This is a genomic window from Vibrio sp. 10N.286.55.E10 (assembly GCF_002872555.1).
GTDB lineage: Bacteria > Pseudomonadota > Gammaproteobacteria > Enterobacterales > Vibrionaceae > Vibrio > Vibrio crassostreae.
In genome coordinates this window covers 135,036-156,689 of the sequence record NZ_MCSD01000059.1, presented here as the reverse complement: position 1 = coordinate 156,689, position 21,654 = coordinate 135,036, and the positions used below count along the sequence as shown (strand labels likewise).

At 45.3% G+C, this 21,654-nt stretch carries 15 protein-coding genes; 6 read left to right on the top strand and 9 right to left on the bottom strand.

What is annotated here, in order from left to right; all coding sequences use genetic code 11:
* The first annotated feature begins 10 nt into the window (after positions 1 to 10).
* Positions 11 to 1,369, top strand: coding sequence for an MFS transporter (locus BCV39_RS20970; protein WP_048657901.1), 1,359 nt, complete (start codon positions 11 to 13; stop codon positions 1,367 to 1,369).
* A gap of 78 nt (positions 1,370 to 1,447) precedes the next feature.
* Here BCV39_RS20970 and BCV39_RS20965 read toward each other — a convergent pair whose 3' ends face one another.
* Positions 1,448 to 2,794 carry a DUF4397 domain-containing protein gene (locus BCV39_RS20965; RefSeq protein WP_102432267.1) on the bottom strand — a complete coding sequence of 449 codons (1,347 nt, stop codon included), beginning with the start codon at positions 2,792 to 2,794 and terminating at the stop codon, positions 1,448 to 1,450.
* 587 nt (positions 2,795 to 3,381) lie between these two features.
* On the opposite strand from BCV39_RS20965, the gene BCV39_RS20960 reads away from it, so the two are divergent.
* The 3 genes from BCV39_RS20960 to csdA all read left to right on the top strand — a co-directional run bounded on the left by BCV39_RS20960 (position 3,382) and on the right by csdA (position 6,494).
* A complete protein-coding gene (locus BCV39_RS20960; protein ID WP_048657899.1) occupies positions 3,382 to 4,191 on the top strand; it encodes an outer membrane protein OmpK in 810 nt (269 codons plus the stop codon).
* Between the two features lie 110 nt (positions 4,192 to 4,301).
* Positions 4,302 to 5,195, top strand: a complete 894-nt coding sequence (gene panE / locus BCV39_RS20955) for a 2-dehydropantoate 2-reductase (protein WP_102432266.1) — start codon at positions 4,302 to 4,304, stop codon at positions 5,193 to 5,195.
* Positions 5,196 to 5,282: 87 nt separating this feature from the next.
* Positions 5,283 to 6,494: a cysteine desulfurase CsdA gene (csdA, locus tag BCV39_RS20950; RefSeq protein WP_102432265.1), complete on the top strand. Its 1,212-nt coding sequence runs from the start codon at positions 5,283 to 5,285 to the stop codon at positions 6,492 to 6,494.
* A gap of 217 nt (positions 6,495 to 6,711) precedes the next feature.
* Here csdA and csdE read toward each other — a convergent pair whose 3' ends face one another.
* From csdE to BCV39_RS20930, 4 genes are all read right to left on the bottom strand, one after another.
* Complete coding sequence (gene csdE / locus BCV39_RS20945; RefSeq protein WP_102432264.1) at positions 6,712 to 7,143, bottom strand: cysteine desulfurase sulfur acceptor subunit CsdE; 432 nt, start codon at positions 7,141 to 7,143, stop codon at positions 6,712 to 6,714.
* Between the two features lie 37 nt (positions 7,144 to 7,180).
* A complete protein-coding gene (gene tcdA / locus BCV39_RS20940; RefSeq protein WP_048657895.1) occupies positions 7,181 to 7,990 on the bottom strand; it encodes a tRNA cyclic N6-threonylcarbamoyladenosine(37) synthase TcdA in 810 nt (269 codons plus the stop codon).
* A 113-nt stretch (positions 7,991 to 8,103) separates the two neighbouring features.
* Complete coding sequence (gene mltA / locus BCV39_RS20935; protein ID WP_048657894.1) at positions 8,104 to 9,216, bottom strand: murein transglycosylase A; 1,113 nt, start codon at positions 9,214 to 9,216, stop codon at positions 8,104 to 8,106.
* A gap of 81 nt (positions 9,217 to 9,297) precedes the next feature.
* Positions 9,298 to 9,771 carry a DUF2850 domain-containing protein gene (locus tag BCV39_RS20930; protein WP_048657893.1) on the bottom strand — a complete coding sequence of 158 codons (474 nt, stop codon included), beginning with the start codon at positions 9,769 to 9,771 and terminating at the stop codon, positions 9,298 to 9,300.
* Positions 9,772 to 9,933: 162 nt separating this feature from the next.
* On the opposite strand from BCV39_RS20930, the gene argA reads away from it, so the two are divergent.
* Together argA and BCV39_RS20915 are read left to right on the top strand one after the other, a co-directional pair.
* Positions 9,934 to 11,271 (top strand): amino-acid N-acetyltransferase, encoded by a 1,338-nt coding sequence (gene argA, locus BCV39_RS20925; protein ID WP_102432263.1) that lies wholly within the window; start codon positions 9,934 to 9,936, stop codon positions 11,269 to 11,271.
* Positions 11,272 to 11,554: 283 nt separating this feature from the next.
* Positions 11,555 to 11,746 carry a hypothetical protein gene (locus BCV39_RS20915; RefSeq protein ID WP_008223046.1) on the top strand — a complete coding sequence of 64 codons (192 nt, stop codon included), beginning with the start codon at positions 11,555 to 11,557 and terminating at the stop codon, positions 11,744 to 11,746.
* A gap of 52 nt (positions 11,747 to 11,798) precedes the next feature.
* On the opposite strand, the gene recD is transcribed toward BCV39_RS20915, so the two are convergent.
* From recD to recC, 4 genes are all read right to left on the bottom strand, one after another.
* Complete coding sequence (gene recD, locus BCV39_RS20910) at positions 11,799 to 14,009, bottom strand: exodeoxyribonuclease V subunit alpha (RefSeq protein ID WP_102432262.1); 2,211 nt, start codon at positions 14,007 to 14,009, stop codon at positions 11,799 to 11,801.
* Complete coding sequence (recB, locus tag BCV39_RS20905; protein WP_102432261.1) at positions 14,009 to 17,683, bottom strand: exodeoxyribonuclease V subunit beta; 3,675 nt, start codon at positions 17,681 to 17,683, stop codon at positions 14,009 to 14,011. The genes recD and recB overlap by 1 nt, the downstream gene beginning before the upstream one ends.
* A 241-nt stretch (positions 17,684 to 17,924) precedes the next feature.
* The gene (locus BCV39_RS23465; RefSeq protein ID WP_277870820.1) at positions 17,925 to 18,050 is read right to left on the bottom strand and encodes a hypothetical protein; all 126 of its coding nucleotides are present in this window, start codon (positions 18,048 to 18,050) and stop codon (positions 17,925 to 17,927) included.
* A gap of 42 nt (positions 18,051 to 18,092) precedes the next feature.
* On the bottom strand, positions 18,093 to 21,566 hold the full coding sequence (recC, locus tag BCV39_RS20900) for an exodeoxyribonuclease V subunit gamma (protein ID WP_102432260.1): 3,474 nt from the start codon (positions 21,564 to 21,566) through the stop codon (positions 18,093 to 18,095).
* Positions 21,567 to 21,654: the final 88 nt, after the last annotated feature.

The window sequence follows — 21,654 nt, the reverse complement described above, 5'->3', positions numbered from 1 at the left end:
AGGACGCCCTATGTCATCAGGCACTCCCTCTCTTTCTTGGATGCAGACTTTTCGCAGCTACCTAGATAAACGCCTACTTTGGGTGTTTATGCTCGGCTGTTCGAGCGGCTTCCCATGGGTTCTTATTGGATCCAACATGTCTGGTTGGTTAAAAGATGCAGGTTTAACACGAGCAGCCATTGGCTACTTTGGTAGTGTGTTTGCCGTCTATGCGATTAACTTTCTATGGGCACCATTGGTAGACCGAGTAAAACTGCCGGTGCTTCACGCAATACTCGGCCAGCGCCGCAGTTGGATCTTTTTCTGCCAAACCATTGTTTTGATTGGCACCTTATTCATCGCAGGCGTCAATCCCGCAGAAAATTTGGCGTTTACCTCAATGTTGGCGCTCGCTATTGCTATTGCCTCAGCCACGCAAGATATCGCGATTGATGCATTTCGTATTGATACCTTCCCAAAATCCGAAGCATCAAAACTGCCGCAAGCTTCTGCAATGGCCGTCATTGGTTGGTGGACAGGGTATTCTCTACCAGGCTACCTTGCCTTTATTAATGCAGACTCAATCGGTTGGAATGGCGTGTATTACGGCATGGCAGGTGTCGTTGTTGTATTAATGCTGTTTACTCTTTTTGTCGGAGAGCCAAACACACAACGTGAAGCCCTACAAGAGCAAGCACAGCAGCGCCACAATAAAGTGGTCGGCTCAAAGCTTGTCGCTTGGTTCAGTGTAACGGTAATTGAACCGTTTTATGATTTCTTCAAAAGAAACGGCGTTCAAGTTGCCATTACTCTATTGCTGTTTGTGTTCCTATTTAAGATAGGTGAAGCCTTCTTAGGTCGCATGTCGATCACCTTCTATAAAGAGATAGGTTTCAGTAACGAACAGATCGGTCACTACTCCAAGTTAATTGGCTGGGGAGCAACCATATTCTTCACTTTGGTAGGCAGTGTCTTCAATGTGAAATTTGGCATTGTACGCGGACTGATGATCGGTGGTGTGGCAATGGCAGCAAGTAATCTAATGTTTGCGTGGATCGCTCAGACAGGCCCGAGTGAAACCTTGTTCTTGGCAACCATTATTGTCGACAACTTCACAACTGCCTTTTCTACCGTTGCGTTTGTCTCTTTCCTAACGTTATTAACAGGCCAAGCGTTTTCGGCAACACAATACGCCTTACTCGCATCCTTAGGTAACTTCGGTCGCACCACACTAGCTTCCTTCAGCGGTGAGTTGGTTGATTACCTCAATGACTGGTCAACCTTCTTTATATTGACTGCTCTCATGGTGATACCAAGTTTGATCATGCTCTATTCGTTGCGCCACTTTTTCACAGATTTACTAGAAAAAGCCAAAACCAACCACGAATAAGAGAAAAAGAAGACAGAATAGAAAGAGGGTAGCTTCACGCTACCCTCTTTTACTTTGTCACTACTGATTTAGTAAACGCTAGTCTGTTGTATCACTCACAATAAGGTTGAAGCCTGTGCCAGCCGAATCGTCGATCGCCACAACTTGATACACCACGCCATCAGCCAAGGTCGCCTGTGCTGAATTAACAGCGATTGTTGATGGGTCACCTGCAACGGTAATCGTTACATAATAAGTTCCCGCTGCAACATAAATGCCATTCGCATAATCTTTGAATTTCACATCACTCAGCGCCGGAGTGCTACCAGAGATCCCCGCATTTTCTGTTAAGTAGATATCCACCGATGCCGCAATTGGGTTAGCAGCGGCGTGGGTAATGTTTAACACCGCACTGGTCGCAACCGGACGACGGTTTTCAGGAACAACCAAAGGTTCCAAATTCAGTGGACTTACTGTCCCTACCGCATAGATGCTGTAATCCATGCCAGCAAATACAGCTAATCCATCAACATCAATAAATGTCGGAGACGTCGTTCCCGTTTCGTATATATCAATATCATAACTGCCTGCTGCTAAATCTAAGAAACCGCGAATTTCTTTAAACATTAAACCATCAAGAGGAGCAAACTTAGCAGAATTAACAAATACATCTACAGCTGGTGCGCCATCGACCAAATGCCCGACTCTCACTTCGGCAGTTTCTGACATGTCGTATATTAAAGAGGAACCGCTACCATCCATCACCATCAACTTAACTGGAGATGTACTGTTTGAGTCAGCTCTTGGCACAGCTGCAATCGTTAGCTCGCTACCGCCAGACAGAGTGATCTCTCCTGAATCAAACGCGATAGCACTACCAGTTACTGTTTCAAGTCTCACGCGATATTGACCAGCAGGAATATTGAGCACATCGGTAAAATCTTTATAAGCCAACGTCCCCAACGGTGCACCCAATGGATCGCTAGGACCTGTTACATACAAGTTTACATCGCCGACACCTGTCGCCGCATGGACTACTTGCACATCTAAACTTGAACTTGTTGCCGTGCCCGCAGCAGGACGAGTAACAACTAAAGCCTCAACCGGGTTATTAGAACCATCAGCATCGCCGACCACCATCACGGTGTAATCTAGGTCTGGGCTCAGGTTAAATTGGCTTTGAGGTATGACGGTTGCGACGGCCTCTCCGGGAAGCTGAACGTCAACTTGCACTGAAGTCTGCCCTTCTGACACTGACACGTACCCAGACGCTTGAGCATAATCGACGCCAGTCCAACGAGCTTGACTGTTGACGATAACATTAGCCAAAGGTGCATCAGGTGATGCGTGAACGGCTTGAAGTTGTGTAGTAGGTTCATCGTCATCGTCACACCCAACAATGAACAGCGCTGATATTGCTACCGCTAGTAATGGTGAATATTTCATCGGTCTTCTCTCCAAAAAGTTAGACCAGTTCGTCACACAAAAGATAAGCTCAGTAAAAAATCTTTAAATACTCTCTCAGTATTTAGTGCAGTGAACTGTCTCAATAATATCTGTGATGGGAAAAGTAATAAGGCTGACATTCCAAATTACTCATCACATGAGTTGTTCATCAATTGATTCCCCCACCATTACGGAGCTGGTTAAAAATAGATCAAAGAGTGGATCTAACTGAGGAGAGATTTAGTCGTTTTCTGGGGGTAAATTACATAGAAAAGAATACTGTTGATTTTGATATGCATGTCACTCTAATTAGTAGAATCGTTTGCTTAGCGTAGTATTTCACCTATTTATCCACAAAATAATCAAATTTCACAAAATCAATAGAATTAGAGGTGCATCTAGATGCATTGCCACTTTAAAGTTCCATCATTTAGATCGTTAGTGTGATCAACCTCACCTTAATAATTGTAGTTTTCACTCTGTCTCACTTTTATTTGAGAACAAAATCGCTATTATGCTCGGCATTCGGACATTATAAACACGCACGGATTAGCGGGTTATTCATTTTTAACATAGAGAGTTCCATTATGCGTAAATCACTTTTAACTCTTGGCCTACTTGCAGCAGCATCTGCTCCAGTAATGGCGGCTGATTATTCTGACGGCGACATCCATAAGAACGATTACAAATGGATGCAGTTCAACCTTATGGGTGCATTCAATGAGAAAGGCGTTACTGAGTCTACTCATGATTACCTAGAGATGGAATTTGGTGGTCGCTCTGGAATCTTTGATCTTTACGGTTACGTTGACGTATTCAACCTAACTTCTGATCCAGGTAGTGATAAAAATGGCCAAGAAAAAATCTTCATGAAGTTTGCTCCTCGTATGTCTCTTGACGGGCTAACAGGTAAAGATCTTTCTTTCGGTCCAGTTCAAGAGCTTTACGTATCTACGCTTATGGAATGGGGTGGTAACTCTGGCGTTAACACTCAAAAAGTTGGTCTAGGTTCTGATGTAATGGTTCCATGGTTTGGCAAAATGGGCCTAAACCTTTACGGTACATACGACTCAAACAACAAAGACTGGAACGGTTTCCAAATCTCGACTAACTGGTTCAAGCCATTCTACTTCTTCGAAAACGGTTCATTCATCTCTTACCAAGGTTACATCGATTACCAATTCGGTATGCAAGATGAGTACTCTCAAGTAAGCAACGGCGGCGCGATGTTTAACGGTCTTTACTGGCACTCAGATCGCTTTGCAGTTGGTTACGGCTTGAAACTATACAGCGATGTATACGGCTTTAAAGATGGCGCAAACCTTCCATGGGATGCATCTACACAAGCTGAATCTTCTGGCGTAGGTCACTACGTAGCAGTAACTTACAAGTTCTAATCGAACTTCTAAGAAAGTTTCCAAAATGGCACCCTCGGGTGCCATTTTTTATTGCTTTCATTTAATGCCTCGCTATCCTTGCAGCATCACTTTCTTATCTCGGTATTGCTGTGAACATCACTATTGTTGGACCTGGAGCAATTGGCTCTTTATGGGCGATAAAACTACTTCAAGCTGGTCATAATGTCTCTTTGTGGAGTCGCTCCACTGATAACTCAATTGACTTATCACTTGATGGACAAGCTTCACTTTCCTTCAGTAACAACAATATCGAAAAGCTATCAGCGAGTGACTTAGTGATCTTCACAGTCAAAGCTTGGCAAGTAGAAGAAGCCACCACTCCGTTACTTCAATATCTCGACTCTGATTGCATTCTCATGTTCATGCATAACGGAATGGGCGCAGTTGACAACATTACCACTAAAATTAATGCTCACCCGGTAGTACTAGCAACCACCACCCAAGCCGCATTCAAGCCCGACAAGAATAATGTTTGTCATAAAGGGTTAGGACAAACTCAACTGGGTGCTTTTAACCTCAAAGGTCAGCAATGCACTTTTTTGGTTGATGTGTTGGAACACGCCCTACCGACCGTGAATTGGAACCCAGAGATAACAGCCGCGCTTTGGACTAAGCTCGCCATCAACTGTGCTATCAACCCACTGACTGGGTTGAAACAAGTCAAGAATGGCGAACTTGCAGACCAAAAGTTTGGGGATACTTTAAGCTCTATCGTTGAAGAGCTCACAAAAGTTATGCAAGCCGAAGAGATCGCTTGTTCATTCGACGAATTAGAAGCCAGCATCAAACAGGTAATCCAAGCCACAGCCCAGAACAACTCATCCATGAAGCAGGATATGTTTTACCAACGCAAGACAGAGATCGACTTCATCACTGGTCACCTAATAAAAACAGCACTTAAGCATCAGATAAAAGTTCCCGTTAACCAAAAGCTGTTCGATCAGGTCAAAAAGCAAGAAAATAGCTGGAATCATCAAGATTAGTCAGCAACGGTTAACAAGTCGCGATAAAATAACAATACCGCTAAGCACAACGCTAGCACCAATTTCCAAGATTTTAGGTAAGAATAGATGTTTGATATCAATCACATCCGAGAGCAGTTTCCTGCGCTATCACAAACCATCAATCAACAACTATTGATTTACTTAGACAGCGCGGCAACAACACAAAAACCTCAGGTAGTTATTGATGCCATTAGCCAATATTACTCCAAACAAAATGCCAATGTTCACCGTGGTAGTCATAGCTTAACAGCGAACGCGACCAGTCAGTTTGAAGCTGCTAGAGATAAGGTCGCTCAGTTCATTGGCGCAGCCTCATCAAAAGAGATCATCTGGACTCGTGGTGCCACCGAAGCACTCAATTTAATTTCTCAAACTTACGCAAGAAGTACCCTTCAACCTGGCGATGAGATCTTAGTGAGTGAAATGGAACATCACGCCAACATAGTGCCTTGGCAAATTGTTGCAGAACAAACCGGCGCTAAAGTAGTTAAAGTGCCAATGACATCTGATTGCGAATTTGATCTACAAGCTTTTGATCATCTTCTTAATGATAAGACCAAGATTGTTGCCTTAGCTCAGATCACCAATGTCACAGGTTCTCGTCAGCCAATTGAACAAGTCATCGAAAAAGCTCACAAGATGAATGCGGTTGTGGTGGTTGATGGCGCACAAGGTATCGTTCATGAATCAATTGATGTTGCAGCTTTAGGCGCTGATTTCTACGTATTCTCTGGGCACAAGCTCTATGCTCCCGCCGGCATTGGTGTACTTTACGGCAAGCTTGAATTGCTCGAAGCGATGCCACCATGGCACGGTGGAGGTAAAATGGTTGAGCGAGTATCATTTTCTGGTACCACTTTTTCAGAATTACCGGGCAAGTTTGAAGCAGGCACGCCAAATGTTGCCGGAGCGATAGCATTAAGTACTGCAATAGAATGGTTAAGTGGTTTTACACAGCAAGATGTCGAAAATCATATCCACCAGCTACAGCACGAGACTTACCTTGCGCTCAGTAAACTGGATGACATTCAGATTTTGGGCTATCAACCCAACGCCAGTGTGATTACGTTTGTAATGGATGGCGTTCACCATCAAGATATAGCGACTCTACTGGATCAGCAAGGTATCGCAGTACGTGCAGGGCATCATTGTGCTCACCCATTGATGGATGCTCTTAATGTGAAAGGAACGGTTCGTATTTCATTTGGCATTTACAACAACATGGATGATGTTGAAAGGCTCGTAGCGGCGATAGAAAAAGCCGTTGATATGCTTTAGGGTGTTGCGAGACTAAGTTAGAGATCGTCATTCCAGAATTGAGGAACGAAGTATTTGGAACCACTAACAGTAATGCTATCCAAAAACGAGATTCCCTATTACGCTCCTTCGTCGCTTTAGGGAATGACGAAACACAATTAGAAATCGTCATTCCAGAACTGAGGAACGAAGTATCTGGAACCTCTTTAAAGCACTACGATGAAAAGGTGTGGGACAATTACGAGCTAGCGAGGTTCTTGATTTGCTCAACAATCGCTTTTAATCCATTACCGCGAGATGGGCTTAGATGGGTGATTAGACCGATTTTTTCGAAGTAGCCATCAATATCGAATGCTTGTACCTGCTCTGATGTTTTTCCATCATACGCAGCCATCACTAATGCGATTAGCCCGCGAACGATACGAGCATCAGAATCAGCACAAAAGTGCCAAACACCATCGATATTCTGAGAAACTAACCACACTTGGCTTTCACAACCAGACACTACAACCTGCTCACTTTTCAGTTCATCAGGCATGTTAGGTAGTTTTTTTCCCCATTGAATCACTTGGCGATAACGGTCTTCCCAGCCGCTGAATGTCTGCATTTTCGCGACAATATCATCACTGGTAATTTCAGTGCCGAAAGGAGAGCTTGGGAAGGTGGTCATTTTCATATCCAGTCGATTGTTAATTGAGTAGAAGACGTTACTTAGCGTGCTTTTGAATCAGCTTTTCTACAATACGTGAAACAGCCACAAAACCAAACGTAGCAGTTACCACCGTTGCCGCACCAAAACCCGTCGCACAATCCATGCGCTTTGGACCTTCTGCGGTCGCTTTCGCAGCGCATACACTGCCGTCAGCTTGAGGGTATTTCAGCTGTTCAGTTGAGAACACACAATCGATACCAAACTTACGCGCTGGATTCTTAGGGAAATTATGATGACGACGAAGGGTATCTTTTAGCTTCTTCGCTAGCGGATCTTGAATCGTCTTGGTCAAATCGGCCACTTTGATTTGAGTCGGATCGATTTGACCACCAGCGCCACCGGTAGTGATCACCTTGATTTTGTTGCTACGACAGTACGCCAGCAGTGAAGCCTTCGCTTTCATGCTATCAATAGCATCTAACACAAAGTCGAATTCTTTCGATAGGTATTCAGCCTGATTGTCTGGGCCGATAAAGTCATCAATCAGGTTAACCTTACACTCAGGATTAATCAGCTTGACGCGCTCTGCCATCACTTCGATTTTGCTCTTACCAACGGTACCCGACATAGCATGAATCTGGCGGTTAATGTTAGTTACACACACGTCATCCATATCGATCAACGTCAGCTCACCTAAACCGGTACGAGCAAGCGCTTCAACCGCCCATGAACCTACACCACCAATACCGATCACACACACATGTGCTCCTCTAAGTATGTCGACTTCACTATTGCCATACAGGCGACGAGTGCCACCAAATCGTTGGTCATAGTTTTCTGAAGCTGGAGTGGTCAATTCACGCATTGTTGCCGCCAATTTATTTCTGAGAAAAAGAAAAGAGTGCGTTTTATACGCACTCTTGAATAAAAAGTCTAGGGGATTAGCGATTCGCTTTCAATGCCCCATTTTATTGTCGCTTACTCTACCTTTTCAGGAGGCAAAGCCCAAGGCGCTTCAGTTGCGCTACCATCTAAGCCGAGCTTCCACACACGACCAAAATGCTTGTAATGACCCGCTTCAGTACCCGCTCGAGGGCCCATGCCGTGGTAAAGGTCCAAATGGTTTTGCTTAACCGCGCCGCCCGTATCCAAAACCAGTAACAGTCTTAATTGGTGTGCACCGCTCCAAGTACCATCCGCATTCAATAAAGGAACCTCAGCCAGAATTGGAGTTCCCATAGGCAAGATAGAGCGATCGCCAGCTACTGCAGCCATTGGCAATAGAGGAATCCCAGCACTACCCATTACTGACAAGTCGTCTCTCGCTTCAAAAAACACGAAAGATGGATTTTGCTCAAGCAACTCTTTGACCACTTCAGGGTCGTTTGCCAATACCCACTCTTTGATTGCTTTTAGTGACATTTTTTCGCGTGGAACTAAGCCTCGCTCAATCAAAACACGGCCAATGCTCACATAAGCTTTATTGTTCTTACCTGCGTATGCGAAATACTGCAGCGTATCATCATCTCCGAAATGCACAAAGCCACTGCCCTGCACTTCCATCATAAACGGGTCGATACGGTTCGCAGCGTAGCCAAGCTCAAGCCCTTGACCGTCTAAAGCGCCATTGTAAATCTCTTCACGGGTTGGGCACTCTTTATCGCAGTCAGGAAGCCCATAAACAGGGAATCGATATTCTTCATTGGCTTCATGGCGTAATTCCATCACAGGAGAGAAGTAGCCCGTGAACAAAACATTGCCTTGCTTATCGCCACCACCCAGTTGAGCAGTCTGAACGCCAAAGTTTGCTAGTTGGCTTGGATCACCGCTTTGCAGCGCCCACTCATTGAGTTGCTGATAAAGCGGCTCATAGATTTTCGCCATCGAAGGAGATTTAGATACCACCATCTCAGCTTGTTCAGCGAATGCGGTGTAGTCTCTTGGCTTATTGGATTCAACCTGATCGACCTTATTTAAGGTGCGAGGAAATTCATCATCAAGATGTTGTTGAGCAAGATCGGTGGGTTGAGCACAGCCAAATAGTAAAGAGGCGGCAACAAGGGGAAGCCATTTTTTAATCACAAGAGTCATCCTAAAAATTCTATGCATCGAGGATGACAAAAACAGTCAGATAACACAATCTTAGATTGTAAGAGTTTACAATAAGATAACCTACCGGACGGAGTTATCGATGTGACCTTTAAGGCGGAAGATAGGGTTATAGTGGCTGTCAGAATCGAGCACCATTTCTGTATTGTCAGAATTAGTCATGCGGTAGCGATAGGTCTTTTCACCGGCCTTATATTCGAAGTAGTGGCCATCAAAGTCAAAGTTCGTCGAGATAACAGACCCACGAACTGACACACCATTAGCATTCAGTACAAACTCATCTGTCGCATAATGTGCAACATCCTGCTCTATCCAAGTACCATATATTAGATGATCAGGCGTCGCCGCATCTTGCACTCGGGAAAGCACATCACCGAATAAAGAAACCACAGCAAATGAACCCACCAAGGCTAAAACCATTAAGCAGCGCTCAATGATCTTACGCTTCAACTTAGATTGATTGCGCTGATCTGCTTCACTGTAGAGGCCTTTGGTTATCTCATCGATTTTGTTCTTTGTAGCTGGAACTTGCTGCATTCGTTTACGACTCATAAGGATGCTATGCGCATTCTACACTGAGACAGTTTATATATTGAAGTCTAGATAAGAATAGTTTGCGCTTTATTCCAAAAAGGTGTTGTTTACATTTGAATTTAAATGCTAAATTAACGAATAAATAAACATAAATGGACTTGTTCTGTGAAATTAAGAAGTACAGCGCTAGTAAAAGGTTTCAGACAATCAACCCCTTACGTGAATGCTCACCGTGGCAAAACCATGGTCATTATGCTGGGAGGCGAAGCTGTTGCCGATAGAAACTTTGGTAACATTATTAGCGACATTGCCCTACTCCATAGCCTTGGCGTGAAGATTGTTCTCGTTCACGGGGCAAGGCCACAGATCAACCAACTGCTAGAAAAACAAGATTGCCATACGCCTTATCACAAGAATATTAGAGTCACGGATGAATACTCTCTGGGTGTTGCTATGCAGGCAGCTGGCCAGCTACAACTAGCCATAACTGCTCGCCTTTCAATGAGCTTGAACAACACCCCTATGGCAGGCACTCAACTCAATGTGATGAGTGGCAACTTCATCACAGCACAGCCACTGGGTGTGGATGATGGCACCGACTATTGCCATAGCGGACGTATTCGTCGAATCGATATTGAAGGGATTAATCGAACGCTCGATCAAGGTTCTATCGTGTTACTTGGCCCTATTGCGAGCTCCGTGACTGGCGAAAGCTTTAACCTACTCTCTGAAGAAGTCGCTACCCAAGTGGCGATTCGTTTAAAAGCCGATAAGCTTATTGGCTTTTGCTCTGAGCAAGGGGTAACAGATCAAAACGGCAATGTACTCGCCGAGCTGTTTCCTAAAGATGCTAAACATATTCTCGAACGCTTAACTGAAGATCATAATCCAGTTGAAGACATGAGTACCGGGACCATGCGCTTCCTAAAAGGAGCAATTTCCGCTTGTCGTGCAGGCGTACCTCGTTGCCATCTAATCAGCTACAAAGTCGACGGCGCATTAATCCAAGAGCTGTTCTCTTTTGATGGTATTGGCACCCAAGTGGTCATGGCGAGTGCAGAGCAAGTAAGACAAGCTCAGATTGACGATATTGGTGGCATATTTGATCTCATTCGTCCTTTAGAAGAACAAGGCATCTTGGTTCGTCGTTCAAGAGAGCAATTAGAGCAGGAGATCCACCGCTTTACCATTATCGAAAAAGACGGACTGATCATTGGTTGCGCGGCGCTATACGCCTACCCGGAAGATCACATGGCAGAGATGGCGTGTGTTGCAATCCACCCTGATTATCGTGATGGAAATCGTGGGCAATTACTGCTGGATTACATGCGCCACCAATCAAAATCTCGCGATATCGACCAAATATTTGTCCTAACGACACACAGCCTTCATTGGTTTCGTGAACAAGGTTTTTACGAGATAGCAGTTGATGAGTTACCGATGGAAAAACAAGGGCTATACAACTATCAGAGAAACTCAAAGATCCTGGCGCTCAACGTATAAATAAAGTTTTTGGAGCGGAATCTCACTTCAAAATAAAAATAATTGCAAACGTAATCGTTTTCTATATGAGATTTATTAACTATGCACTTTAACTCACACGCAAAATTGTATAGAATTTAGTCGCTTTAACAAAATAACAAATGTTTTTATTGGAATTACCATCTCGGTTGTCATATCACATGCATTGAGGTGGTCACTGCACGGATTGCTATACCCGTTGACGGTCAGCACGCTAACATTAGCTCTGCTCGTTAATATAAACAGCAAAAAGAGCAACATTGATATGAGAACCATTGTTTGTAACTCGCTGCAAAGTTTTTGGGATATGGCTGATAACCAATTCTTAGAAGGGCTAGACGTACACTGCGTGTTCCCTGTGAGCGAGAATCTAAAAGAGTTTATTTTGAATTGCCAAGCAAAATACAAGATAAACCACATATCGTTTACTCGAGCGTTTTTAGGCACTGATTCCTAGCACGCTCAAAGCAACCAGGGATGGTTGCTTTGTACATGTACCTCAATCACCTTTAGCTAGTTAAGCGGCTTCCTAAACCACTCACTCGCTCTGTTTTCACCTTAATCCCACGCTTTAATACATTAGTATCACTGAACATCATCAGTTGCTTCTTCGCTCGCGTAATACCTGTGTAGATAAGCTCTCGCGTTAAAATAGGGCTGAAATCCGGCGGCAAGATCATTAAGGTCAGATCAAATTCACTACCCTGAGATTTATGTATCGTCATCGCATAAGCGGTTTCATGATCCGGCACTCGGCTTGGTAACACCGCTTTTACGCTACCATCAGGCAACTCAAAATAGACCTTCAAGCGAGGTGATGAATCAGGTTGGCTTGAATCCGATTCAAGCATGCAGATACCAATATCACCATTGTATAAACCCAAGCCATGATCGTTACGCGTTACCATCACAGGTCGCCCGTGATACCACAATTCATCGTTGTGTGGATTCACTAAACGTCTTGCGGCAAGCGCTCTTTCAATACGATGGTTGAGACCTTTAACACCAAAATCACCTTCACGAATAGAGCACAACAGTCGGCATTGGCTAAACAAATCGAGTACCAATTTGGCTCTCGATTCTTGAGTTTCTAATTCTTCCAACGGCACGTTCATTCTATTGAGGTACGCACCATACTCATGAACCAAAGTACGTAGCATCAAGTTGTAGCTGTCACTCGATAGAGGATGATTTTCAATATCGCCAAACCCTTTGGCAAACACTTGGTCTACTTGATTCGCAGAGCCGTTATTGATTGCTTTTGCTAACTGCCCGATACCTGAACGTGCATCGAAACGATAACTCTTCTGCAGCATACACAAGCTATCTGCAATCTCCGGAGGATTAACGGCTCCCGCTTTTGCTTGTTGTGTATTGGCTATCGCATCAAAGCCTGTCATCTCCGCAATCAAGTTGCCTTGCACTGTGCTATAGCCTGTTGAATTAAATGAGCAGATATCACCTAACACCGCGCCCGCCTCAACAGAAGCGAGTTGGTCTTTATCACCCAACAAGATAAGCCTTGCGTGTTCAGGAAGTGCATCCACCAGCTTATACATCATCGATAAATCAACCATAGAGGCCTCATCCACCACCAAGATATCAAGGTGGAGTGGATTGCGTCGGTTATGTCTAAATTCAGCACGGTTAGGAATCGCGCCGAGTAATCTGTGTAAGGTACTCGATTCAGTTGGTATGTTGGCTTTCACTTCAGGCGCTAATGGCAACTGTTCAATCGCTTTACCAATCGACTCAGTTAAACGCGCCGCCGCTTTACCCGTTGGTGCCACTAGCTTAATCGTAGGTGTTTTTCCTTGGCTTAATGATTGCTCGACCATCGCCGACAATAACTTGGTTACTGTGGTCGTTTTACCAGTACCCGGCCCACCGGAAATCACCGCAAAGCGACGACTCAGCGCCACCGCTGCCGCCACTTTTTGCCAATTCAAACATGCCGATAACGGTACCAAGCTATCTAGGACATCTAAGTCTGTTACCTGCTTGGCTTGGATAATCGCTTGGTCGATTGCTCCCCAATCTAGAGCCTGCTCATTCACAATATCAAGATGATCACACACCAATTGTTGGCGTAACACCTGAGACGTTTGTTGGCTTGCTTCAGCCTTGGCTAAGGCGTTAAACAGGAAGTGATAGCTGCGTGCAAAGAGCTGATTGAGTGTTTCCGTCAGCGCCTTTTTCTGTTCAATATTGAACTCTACAGGCTTACTTAAACGGTTTAAGGTGTCAGCCAGTACAACCTCGTAGTTCCAGTAACGCTGTAAGTAGACACGCTGTCCATCAAACATCAGCGGCTTAACACAGTCATTGGTTGCTCCAACTAAATTGGACGATTGAAGTACCGCCAACCAATCAATACCTAACAGCTTTTGATTCAATTGCAGCGCCGTTTCACCATACAACCCAAGTAACTGGGCTAGATCTGCCGTTTGTGCAGGGCCTATCGTATGCTGCTGTATAAGCTGAGAACAAATGTGCCCTTTGCCTAATTCATGACTCACTACCCCCGCGAGAAAGCCGATTTCTTGAGAGTAACTCGTGGCTTGCTGAGCAATAAAACGGGCAAACTGATAATCCAACTGACGAATCGAACCTTTGTCCGCTAGGAACTTTAATACATCCATGAGCTGCTCAGGGATAAGTGAAACTGGCTTAACTGTGTTCGCAGCTTCTATGCTGGTATTAGTGGTCGTTGTTGTCATTATAGAAGCCCCATCTGTCCAGTTTCATTGTCATTCAATTGTGCTGAACGTCTGTCTATCACTTTACCGTCAATCAATTGATCCATTTCATCGAGCAAAGCCAATGTAGGTTTAGCCGAGAAAATACCTTGTTGAGATTGGCCGTCCATTCCTCTTAAAAACAAGTAATAAACCCCACCAAAATGTTGTTCATAACTGTAATCTGCAACGCGGCTGCGTAAGAAACGGTGCAGAGCCAACGCGTAGATTTGATATTGCAGATCGTAACGGTGGTCGGCCATCGCCGATTTCAATGCCTCACCATGGTAGACGGCAACGTCATCACCTAAATGGTTCGATTTCCAGTCGAGCACATAGTATTTACCTTGATGCTCGAACACCAAATCGATGAAGCCTTTCAACATGCCTTGCACGGTTTGGAAGCCTAAGTCACCCGCTTTGGCCGATAACGGATCGTGATATTGAATGGTTTGATTCAATTCAGATGCGGCCAACACTTCGATCGGCAACAAGAACTCCATTTCGACTAATCGTTGAGTCGAGTCTTTCTCACTTAGCTTTAGATTTTTGCCATCCAACGCGGTGTTCAGCACCGTATCAACCAGTTGTTGAAGCACAGGTAACCACTCTAGTTCGTATTGCTCCGACTCTAATAAGTGAGTGATTACTTGCGTGTTATGTTCACTGGTTGCTGGCTCAGTAAATTCAACATCCTCAAACAAGGTGTGCAAGAAGGTACCTGGGCGAGCGCCGCGAGGGAACGTGAATATAGAACGTTCAGGTTCAATCAGTTCCGACTCATCTTGTTCATCAGCCGAGTCAATATCGAAACCAGACACCTCAATGGTAGCGTCATGGCTCGCGCCGTGACTGCCTTGTTTTACAAGCCCTGAATAACTGGTGATACGCCAAGCTCGGTCAATTGAAGCTTTAAGTTCATTGGCCTGTAAGTCGTCACTCACTTGCTCTGTTTGCACAAAAACTTGTTCGTGAGCGGTTGGTGTTTCAGACAGCAATACGCTTGAATTCTTACCCTCAATCGCTGACAGAGCTTGATGTAACTCAGCGATGCCTTGCTCTTGTCCGTTTTGAACCAAGTAGCCCATGGCACTTAAGTGAACGCCGGTCGGCTCTTTGGTTGAACGCCCTTTACGTAAAGGAGCCATACCAATAAAACAGCCATAAACGGCACGAGTAAGCGCCACGTAAATCAAACGCAGGTCTTCCGCGAGTCGCTCTTTATCGGCTTGCGCCAAAGCACTGTCGCTACCGGTAATATCAAGCACTGTGGTATCTGATTCGTGATCGTAGAACTTGCCTTCACTCGCTTCACGGTAACTCGCGACAAACGGCAAAAATACGAGGTCATATTCCAAGCCTTTTGATTTGTGGATGGTAACGATTTGAACCAAGTTTCTCTCTGATTCAAGACGTTGAATGTCGTCTTCACTGCCACCTAAACCATTTTGCGCATCTGATATCGCTTCTGCTAACCAACGTAACAAGCCATAGTCGCTGTCGAGTTCTTGCCTAGCTTGTTGCAGCAATTCGCCAATGTGCATCAAATCAGTGAGTGAGCGCTCACCATTTTCTTCTTCTAGTAAGCGTTCGGCGAGGTGCCTTTTACTGATCACGCTGCGAAGCATTGGTAATACGCCACGTTGCAACCACAACTTACGATATTCTCGGAATTCGTTAACGACGTTTTCCCAAACCACTTCATCGTTATTGAGTTCATCCAATGATGCGGCATCCAAAGCAAACAACTCCGACGCTAAACTCGCGCGCAATGCACGGTCGTTTTCAGGAGTCAGCACCGCTTGCAATAGGCGTTGAATATCTTGCGCGACCAAGCTGGTGAACACGCTATCTCGGTTAGACAAATACACGCTCGCAATGCCTTGTTCCGACAATGCATTTTTAATTAGACGCCCTTCACTGCCGGTTCGAACCAAGACAGCAATATCACCTGCATTCACGGCATGTTGTTTTTTACCGTTATCAAAATAGGCTTGCTGGTTTTGAGAAGCAGTCAGAATGGTTTGAATTTGACTCGCCGTCGCCTCGGCCATTGCCTTGTGGTATTCGCCTTTCGGTAAGGGCTTTTCTTCCGCCTCTTGCAGCCAAAAGGTGAGCGCATGCTGAGTTTCACCATTCATCACCCATTGGCGTTTGTCGGCCGATGGGCTGGCTGCGACGGGCAAAAATGGAATATCTTGGTCGTAGATAAATGGGCTATCCGAATTCATAAACACTTGGTTTACCGCGCTGACCATATCCGCACTCGAACGCCAGTTAGTGCCTAACGTGTAGTGAGCACTAACTTGGTTTCTCGCTTTGATATAGGTAAAGATATCTGCGCCGCGAAAGCCATAGATAGCCTGCTTCGGGTCGCCGATCATAAACAAGCCACATTGCGGGTTATCTAGGTAGATTCGACTAAAAATACTGTATTGCAGCGGATCGGTATCTTGGAATTCATCGATCATCGCTACTGGGTATAAGGTGCGAATTCTCTCCACCAGCAGTGATTGCTCATCGACATCGATTGACGCGGATAACTGAGTCAACAAATCATCAAACGATAACCACTGCTTTTGTTGCTTAGCCTTGGCTAGCATAGTTCGACAATGGGTAATGGCATGCGCCAGCAATGGAGCTTTTAGATCTGCTGGAGAATTTAAGAAGTCCTCAATCGCTTCGAAAACGGCATGCTGAGGCGCGGTGCCTTTCGGTGTTTTTTCAATTAACGTGGCTTGAGAGAACTTCTCTAACTTGTCTGGATATTGATAATCATGAGTGTCGCTCTGCGCCCATGCTGTGACCGCTTCTAACCATGTTGGCAGAGACTTCTTGGTGTAACTGCGCTTGTTCACATCTGAACTTGAGATCAAAGCCAAAAAGTCCGCTTCAGACTCACACCACAGCGCTTTGAGTTGCTTCACTTTGTCTAGGTTCTGCTTGTGCAGAGTTTGTAAGTCACCCGACATCGCTTCTACGGTTAGCTTCAATGGAGAACCCGTCAGATAACGATTGACGTCTGCTAATAACGCAGCCGGTGAGCCCCAAATATTACGAACCTCACCAGCCAGTTGAATAGGCAGCGGGTAAAACTGCTTACGCCAATAGTCAGCAACCACTTGCGCTTTCAGATGACTTTCATCGGTCACAAATTCATTATCAAAACGGCTTCCAGACTCAAAGGCATTTTGAGTCAACATTCGCTGACAGAAGCCGTGAATGGTGTAGACAGCCGCTTCATCCATTTGCCTTTCCGCATTAAGCAGTGTTTTCGCAGCGCCAGCGTGGTCTTCGATCTCTTGCAACAAAGGAGCAATCACTGGGTCATCACTTTGCCCGCGAGCAAACGCTATGCGTGCATCATGGATTCGGGCACGAATACGATCCCGCAGCTCTGCGGTTGCCGCTTCGGTAAAGGTCACTACTAGGATTTGATCTACGGTCAGTGGCTCATGGTGTCGGGTAGCTTCTGTAAGCTCACCTTGTGGTGCTGCCGTGCCGTGCCCGAGCAGTAGGCGTAAGTACAGGCCGGCGATGGTAAATGTTTTACCCGTACCCGCCGATGCTTCAATTAAACGCGCGCCATGAAGTGGAAACGTCATGGTATTGAGTGTCTGTGGAGCAATTACCTGAACACTGCTTGTGGTCGTCATGCCTTACTGCCTTCTGATAAATATGTTGTTACAAATGTGACCTAGCGTGGAAAACGTCATTCAATTTACGTCCTACGCTGATTTGTTAATAGTTAGTGCGATCTCTCTCACGGATCAATTCAGATCGCCTCGCTACTATGCGCCCACGAGTTCAGGAGCGCGTACGAGTTTTGTACTTTACGGCGTTACTTTGAACCACAGAATAATGGTCCCTCTGACCTGTGGCCGTACAGCGAACGCCCTACACTAATAATGATTTACTGGCGGCCACTTTATTTCCTGTACCTTGCTTCTGTTCACCTTGATTCCCTTTACCTGGAAAGTAAGCACCCCAAATGCTTACCAGCGACTCTCTTTCGTTTTTCATTAATTCAGCGCACACGCTACTGATCTTGTCGATCACAGCCACTTACTCCTGATCTTCCAGATCGGCAGCAGCCAACCTTGCCGCCTGTAACACAAGCGTTGAATACATACGCGACTCAGCCGCCAGCTCCTCGTCCCACTTAGGCCAAATACGCGAGATGTAGCTATCTCGACCCTCGCCCGTGAAAGCGAAGCTATCATTAAAAGTATCGGCCATTTTCTTGAGCGACTTCTCTTCATCATCGACCCATTTACCACGGCTAAAGCCCGCTTCAACGCCAGCCAAGGCGGTTTTCGGGAAGTAAGGTAATGGTGCTGTCATGCCTTGATAAAACAATCGCACTAACTCAGCCAGCAAACTCTTCGCTTGCTGCGCATCGCCGATAGGTTGTAGCGTTTGATGAACCACACCTTCTTTTCTGTCGTAGCCAATAATATGAGTCGTTTTTCCGTGTCCCATCACCGCGCAACATAGATGATCAATCCACGCGGCCAAATAATCTTGCGAGCGTATTTTACCGCTACGGAAACGAACTAGACCCGATTGATAGTTTTGAGTCAGCCAACCCATCAAGCGAACAGGTTTGCCTTCGCCTAACACATCAAATTCGATATTCACTTCGAGATCTTGTTGTGGCTGCCCACTTACAAATCGAATCTCTTTGGCTAAGTCTTCTGCTTGAACGCGGTTGGTTTCAAATTCGATATCACCAAAAGCGCCAACCGGTAATCGACCTTGAGCTTTTTGCTCAGAGACAAACAAGCGAACCGCTTCATCCGCCCCTTCAGGATGATCGAGTAATACTTGAAGCAAAGCGTCTTTTAGTTGGAAACTTTCTAAACCATTAAGCACGAACGGTTCATCGTCTTCCATTACCGGAAGCGGGGGCTCAAACACCACTTTTAGGCGGCGATTAAAGAAGTATTGCACTGGCAAGCGCCAGAAACGCTGTAGCTCAACCAAATCCAATTCCAATGGATAGGTCGCACCAAGCAAATAGTCATCCAAGGCACGATTGAATTCACCACTGCGTTCACCGGAACGGTTAGCCGCAGGAAGCCATTCTTTGGCGTAACTCAGCACATGGCTTGAATCACCTTGAGTAAAGGCAGCCGGGCTAAATGGCGTCATGGTGTGTTCAAAACTGATCGCTTGAGTCAGCTTGATACCAGAATCATCACTTGGTAGCGCTTGGTCTTCACTTAGGCAGTAGTTCTGCTGGCAGTACTCAATCAACTCTGAAACCAATACCGACGGCACTCGCTCAGTATTATCTTGAATCGAACGGCCGACATAGCTTATGTACAAACATTCTTGCGCTGACAACATCGCCTCTAAGAATAGGTAGCGGTCATCATCACGACGAGAACGGTCTCCGGGACGAGTGCGCCCGTTCATCAAATCAAACCCTTCTGGTGGCATTGAGCGCGGGTAAACACCATCATTCATGCCTAATAGACAAACGGTTTTGAACGGAATAGAACGCATCGGCATCAGGGTACAGAAGTTAACTTGTCCCGCTAAGAAACGCTGACTAATACGCGCGCCCGACAGTTTATTATTCAAGTACTGATAGATAATGCTTGGCGATAGCTCTTGTTCGTACAAGGCATCATCAAGCTGTTCATTCAGTTGAGAAAGTGCATCGCGAATCGACTTAAGCACCACCTCACCTTCTAACTCAACCGCAAAGAAATCATCAATCATTTGCAGCAAGGTTTCACGCCACATGTCGATAGATTGCGTCTCAGCAAGGCGTTGACGGTAATGAGCAATGCGGTCAATAAAATGCGCTAACTTACCTGCAAGTTCGGCGTTAATGCCCTGAACTTCGTTATAAGCGGCAATTGGAGAGTGTTCAGTTTCAAACAAACCTGCAGAATCCGACATCGCATAGCCCAGTAGCATTCGCTGGATACCAAATAGCCAGGTATTTTGTTCAGTAGCAGGTAAGTCAAATTCAGTTGCGGTAGAAGAATCGACACCCCAACGGATACCCGCTTCTTCAACCCACTGCTTAGCTTGTTCAAATTGAAATTCATCAATACCGAAGCGTGCCATCATCGCTGGGATTTCTAATAACTCTAGAAGTTCAGAAGCTAAACAGCGCGTGTTTGGTAGCGCGACTAGCTGCATGAACGCCGTCAAAATTGGGCTCTCTTGATCTGCGGTTCTATCTGAGATTGAATATGGGATATAGCGCTCACCCGGGGCATTACCAAATACCGCCTGAATCGCAGGGCTGTAGGCATTGATATCTGCCACCATCACGATGATATCGCGTGGCTTTAGTGTCGGGTCAGCGTCAAACATTGCTAACAGCTGATCATGAAGAACTTCAACCTCACGCATTGGGCTGTGACAAGCATGTACAGTCAACGAGCGATCGCCCAGCTCAACCACTTGTTTGTGGTTGCTGGAGTCTAAAATTTCATCATTGCGATGCTCTTCCAATTCAAGGATATCTCTTTGAATTTGATGCAATAAGCCATCTCGCTCTACATCAATAAAAAATTGATACTCCTCAATATCTCCCTCAGAGAGCAAAAGTAAGTTATCTCGTCCTAATTTTCCCATCGAAGCTAATAAGTTATTTCCAATGGCATTATCAATATGTAGTTCATCATGCACTTCATATTTCCCCCCTTCCATTAGGGAAGACGAGCCAGCTGATGAGAGCATATTGTTAGACAAAGCGAGTTTTTTACGTTGCTTAGCCTCAAACCTTGCTAAATCTTTGAGGCTTTTGATGTCTCCCCAATAAGGCTTACTTGGGTTGGTAAACATCAGGTGGACATCAATCTGTTCGCCAAGCGCTTTCAAGGCATCCATGTAGCGAGGAGGCAGTGACGAAATACCAAATACAAACAAACGTTTCGGCAGGTGTTGTAACTGGCCTTGTTGATTAGCTAACGCTTCAATGAAGTCGTGATACAAGTTGCCACGGTGATACTTTGATTGGCCTTGAGAGAGCGTTTGCTCGTAGAGTGCCTTCCACAAAATTGGCTGCCAAGGGTGCTCTTGTTGCCCTTCACTATCAATCAATTCTGCAACGGGTTCTCCCGCTTCCCACATCGCCATCCACTCAGGTCGATACACCAAGTAACCATCGAAGATATCGGCAATTTTCTCTGCCAATTGATACAGCTTAGAGCCGTCTTCGTCGTTTTCAAGATAGCGCTGTAGAGGTAAGAAATCAGGGTGGTCAAGTTTCGCGGGTAACAAACTCATCAGCTTCCACGTCATCGCTTCTTTATTAAAAGCACTGCGTTTCGGTACATCAGGAAGCACTTGGGTAAACATATCCCAAATGAAGGTTGCTGGGAGAGGAAAATCGATATTTGCTGCTACACCAAACTCTTTGGCGAGTTCCATCTTAAGCCATTGAGACATACCAGGGCTCTGAACCAAGATCTGCTCTTTTTCGAAAGGATTGGCTAAAGGGTCACTTTTGATTAAGTGAACGAGAAGGATTTTTAAAGTATCAACTTTATTGGAATGATAAACAGTAAACAAAGTGCACTCACGCTAATCTTGCCACAATATACAGCCAGATTAGCATAAGTGCTGAGTTTGGATGAGGAATATAAGCTTATGAAATACC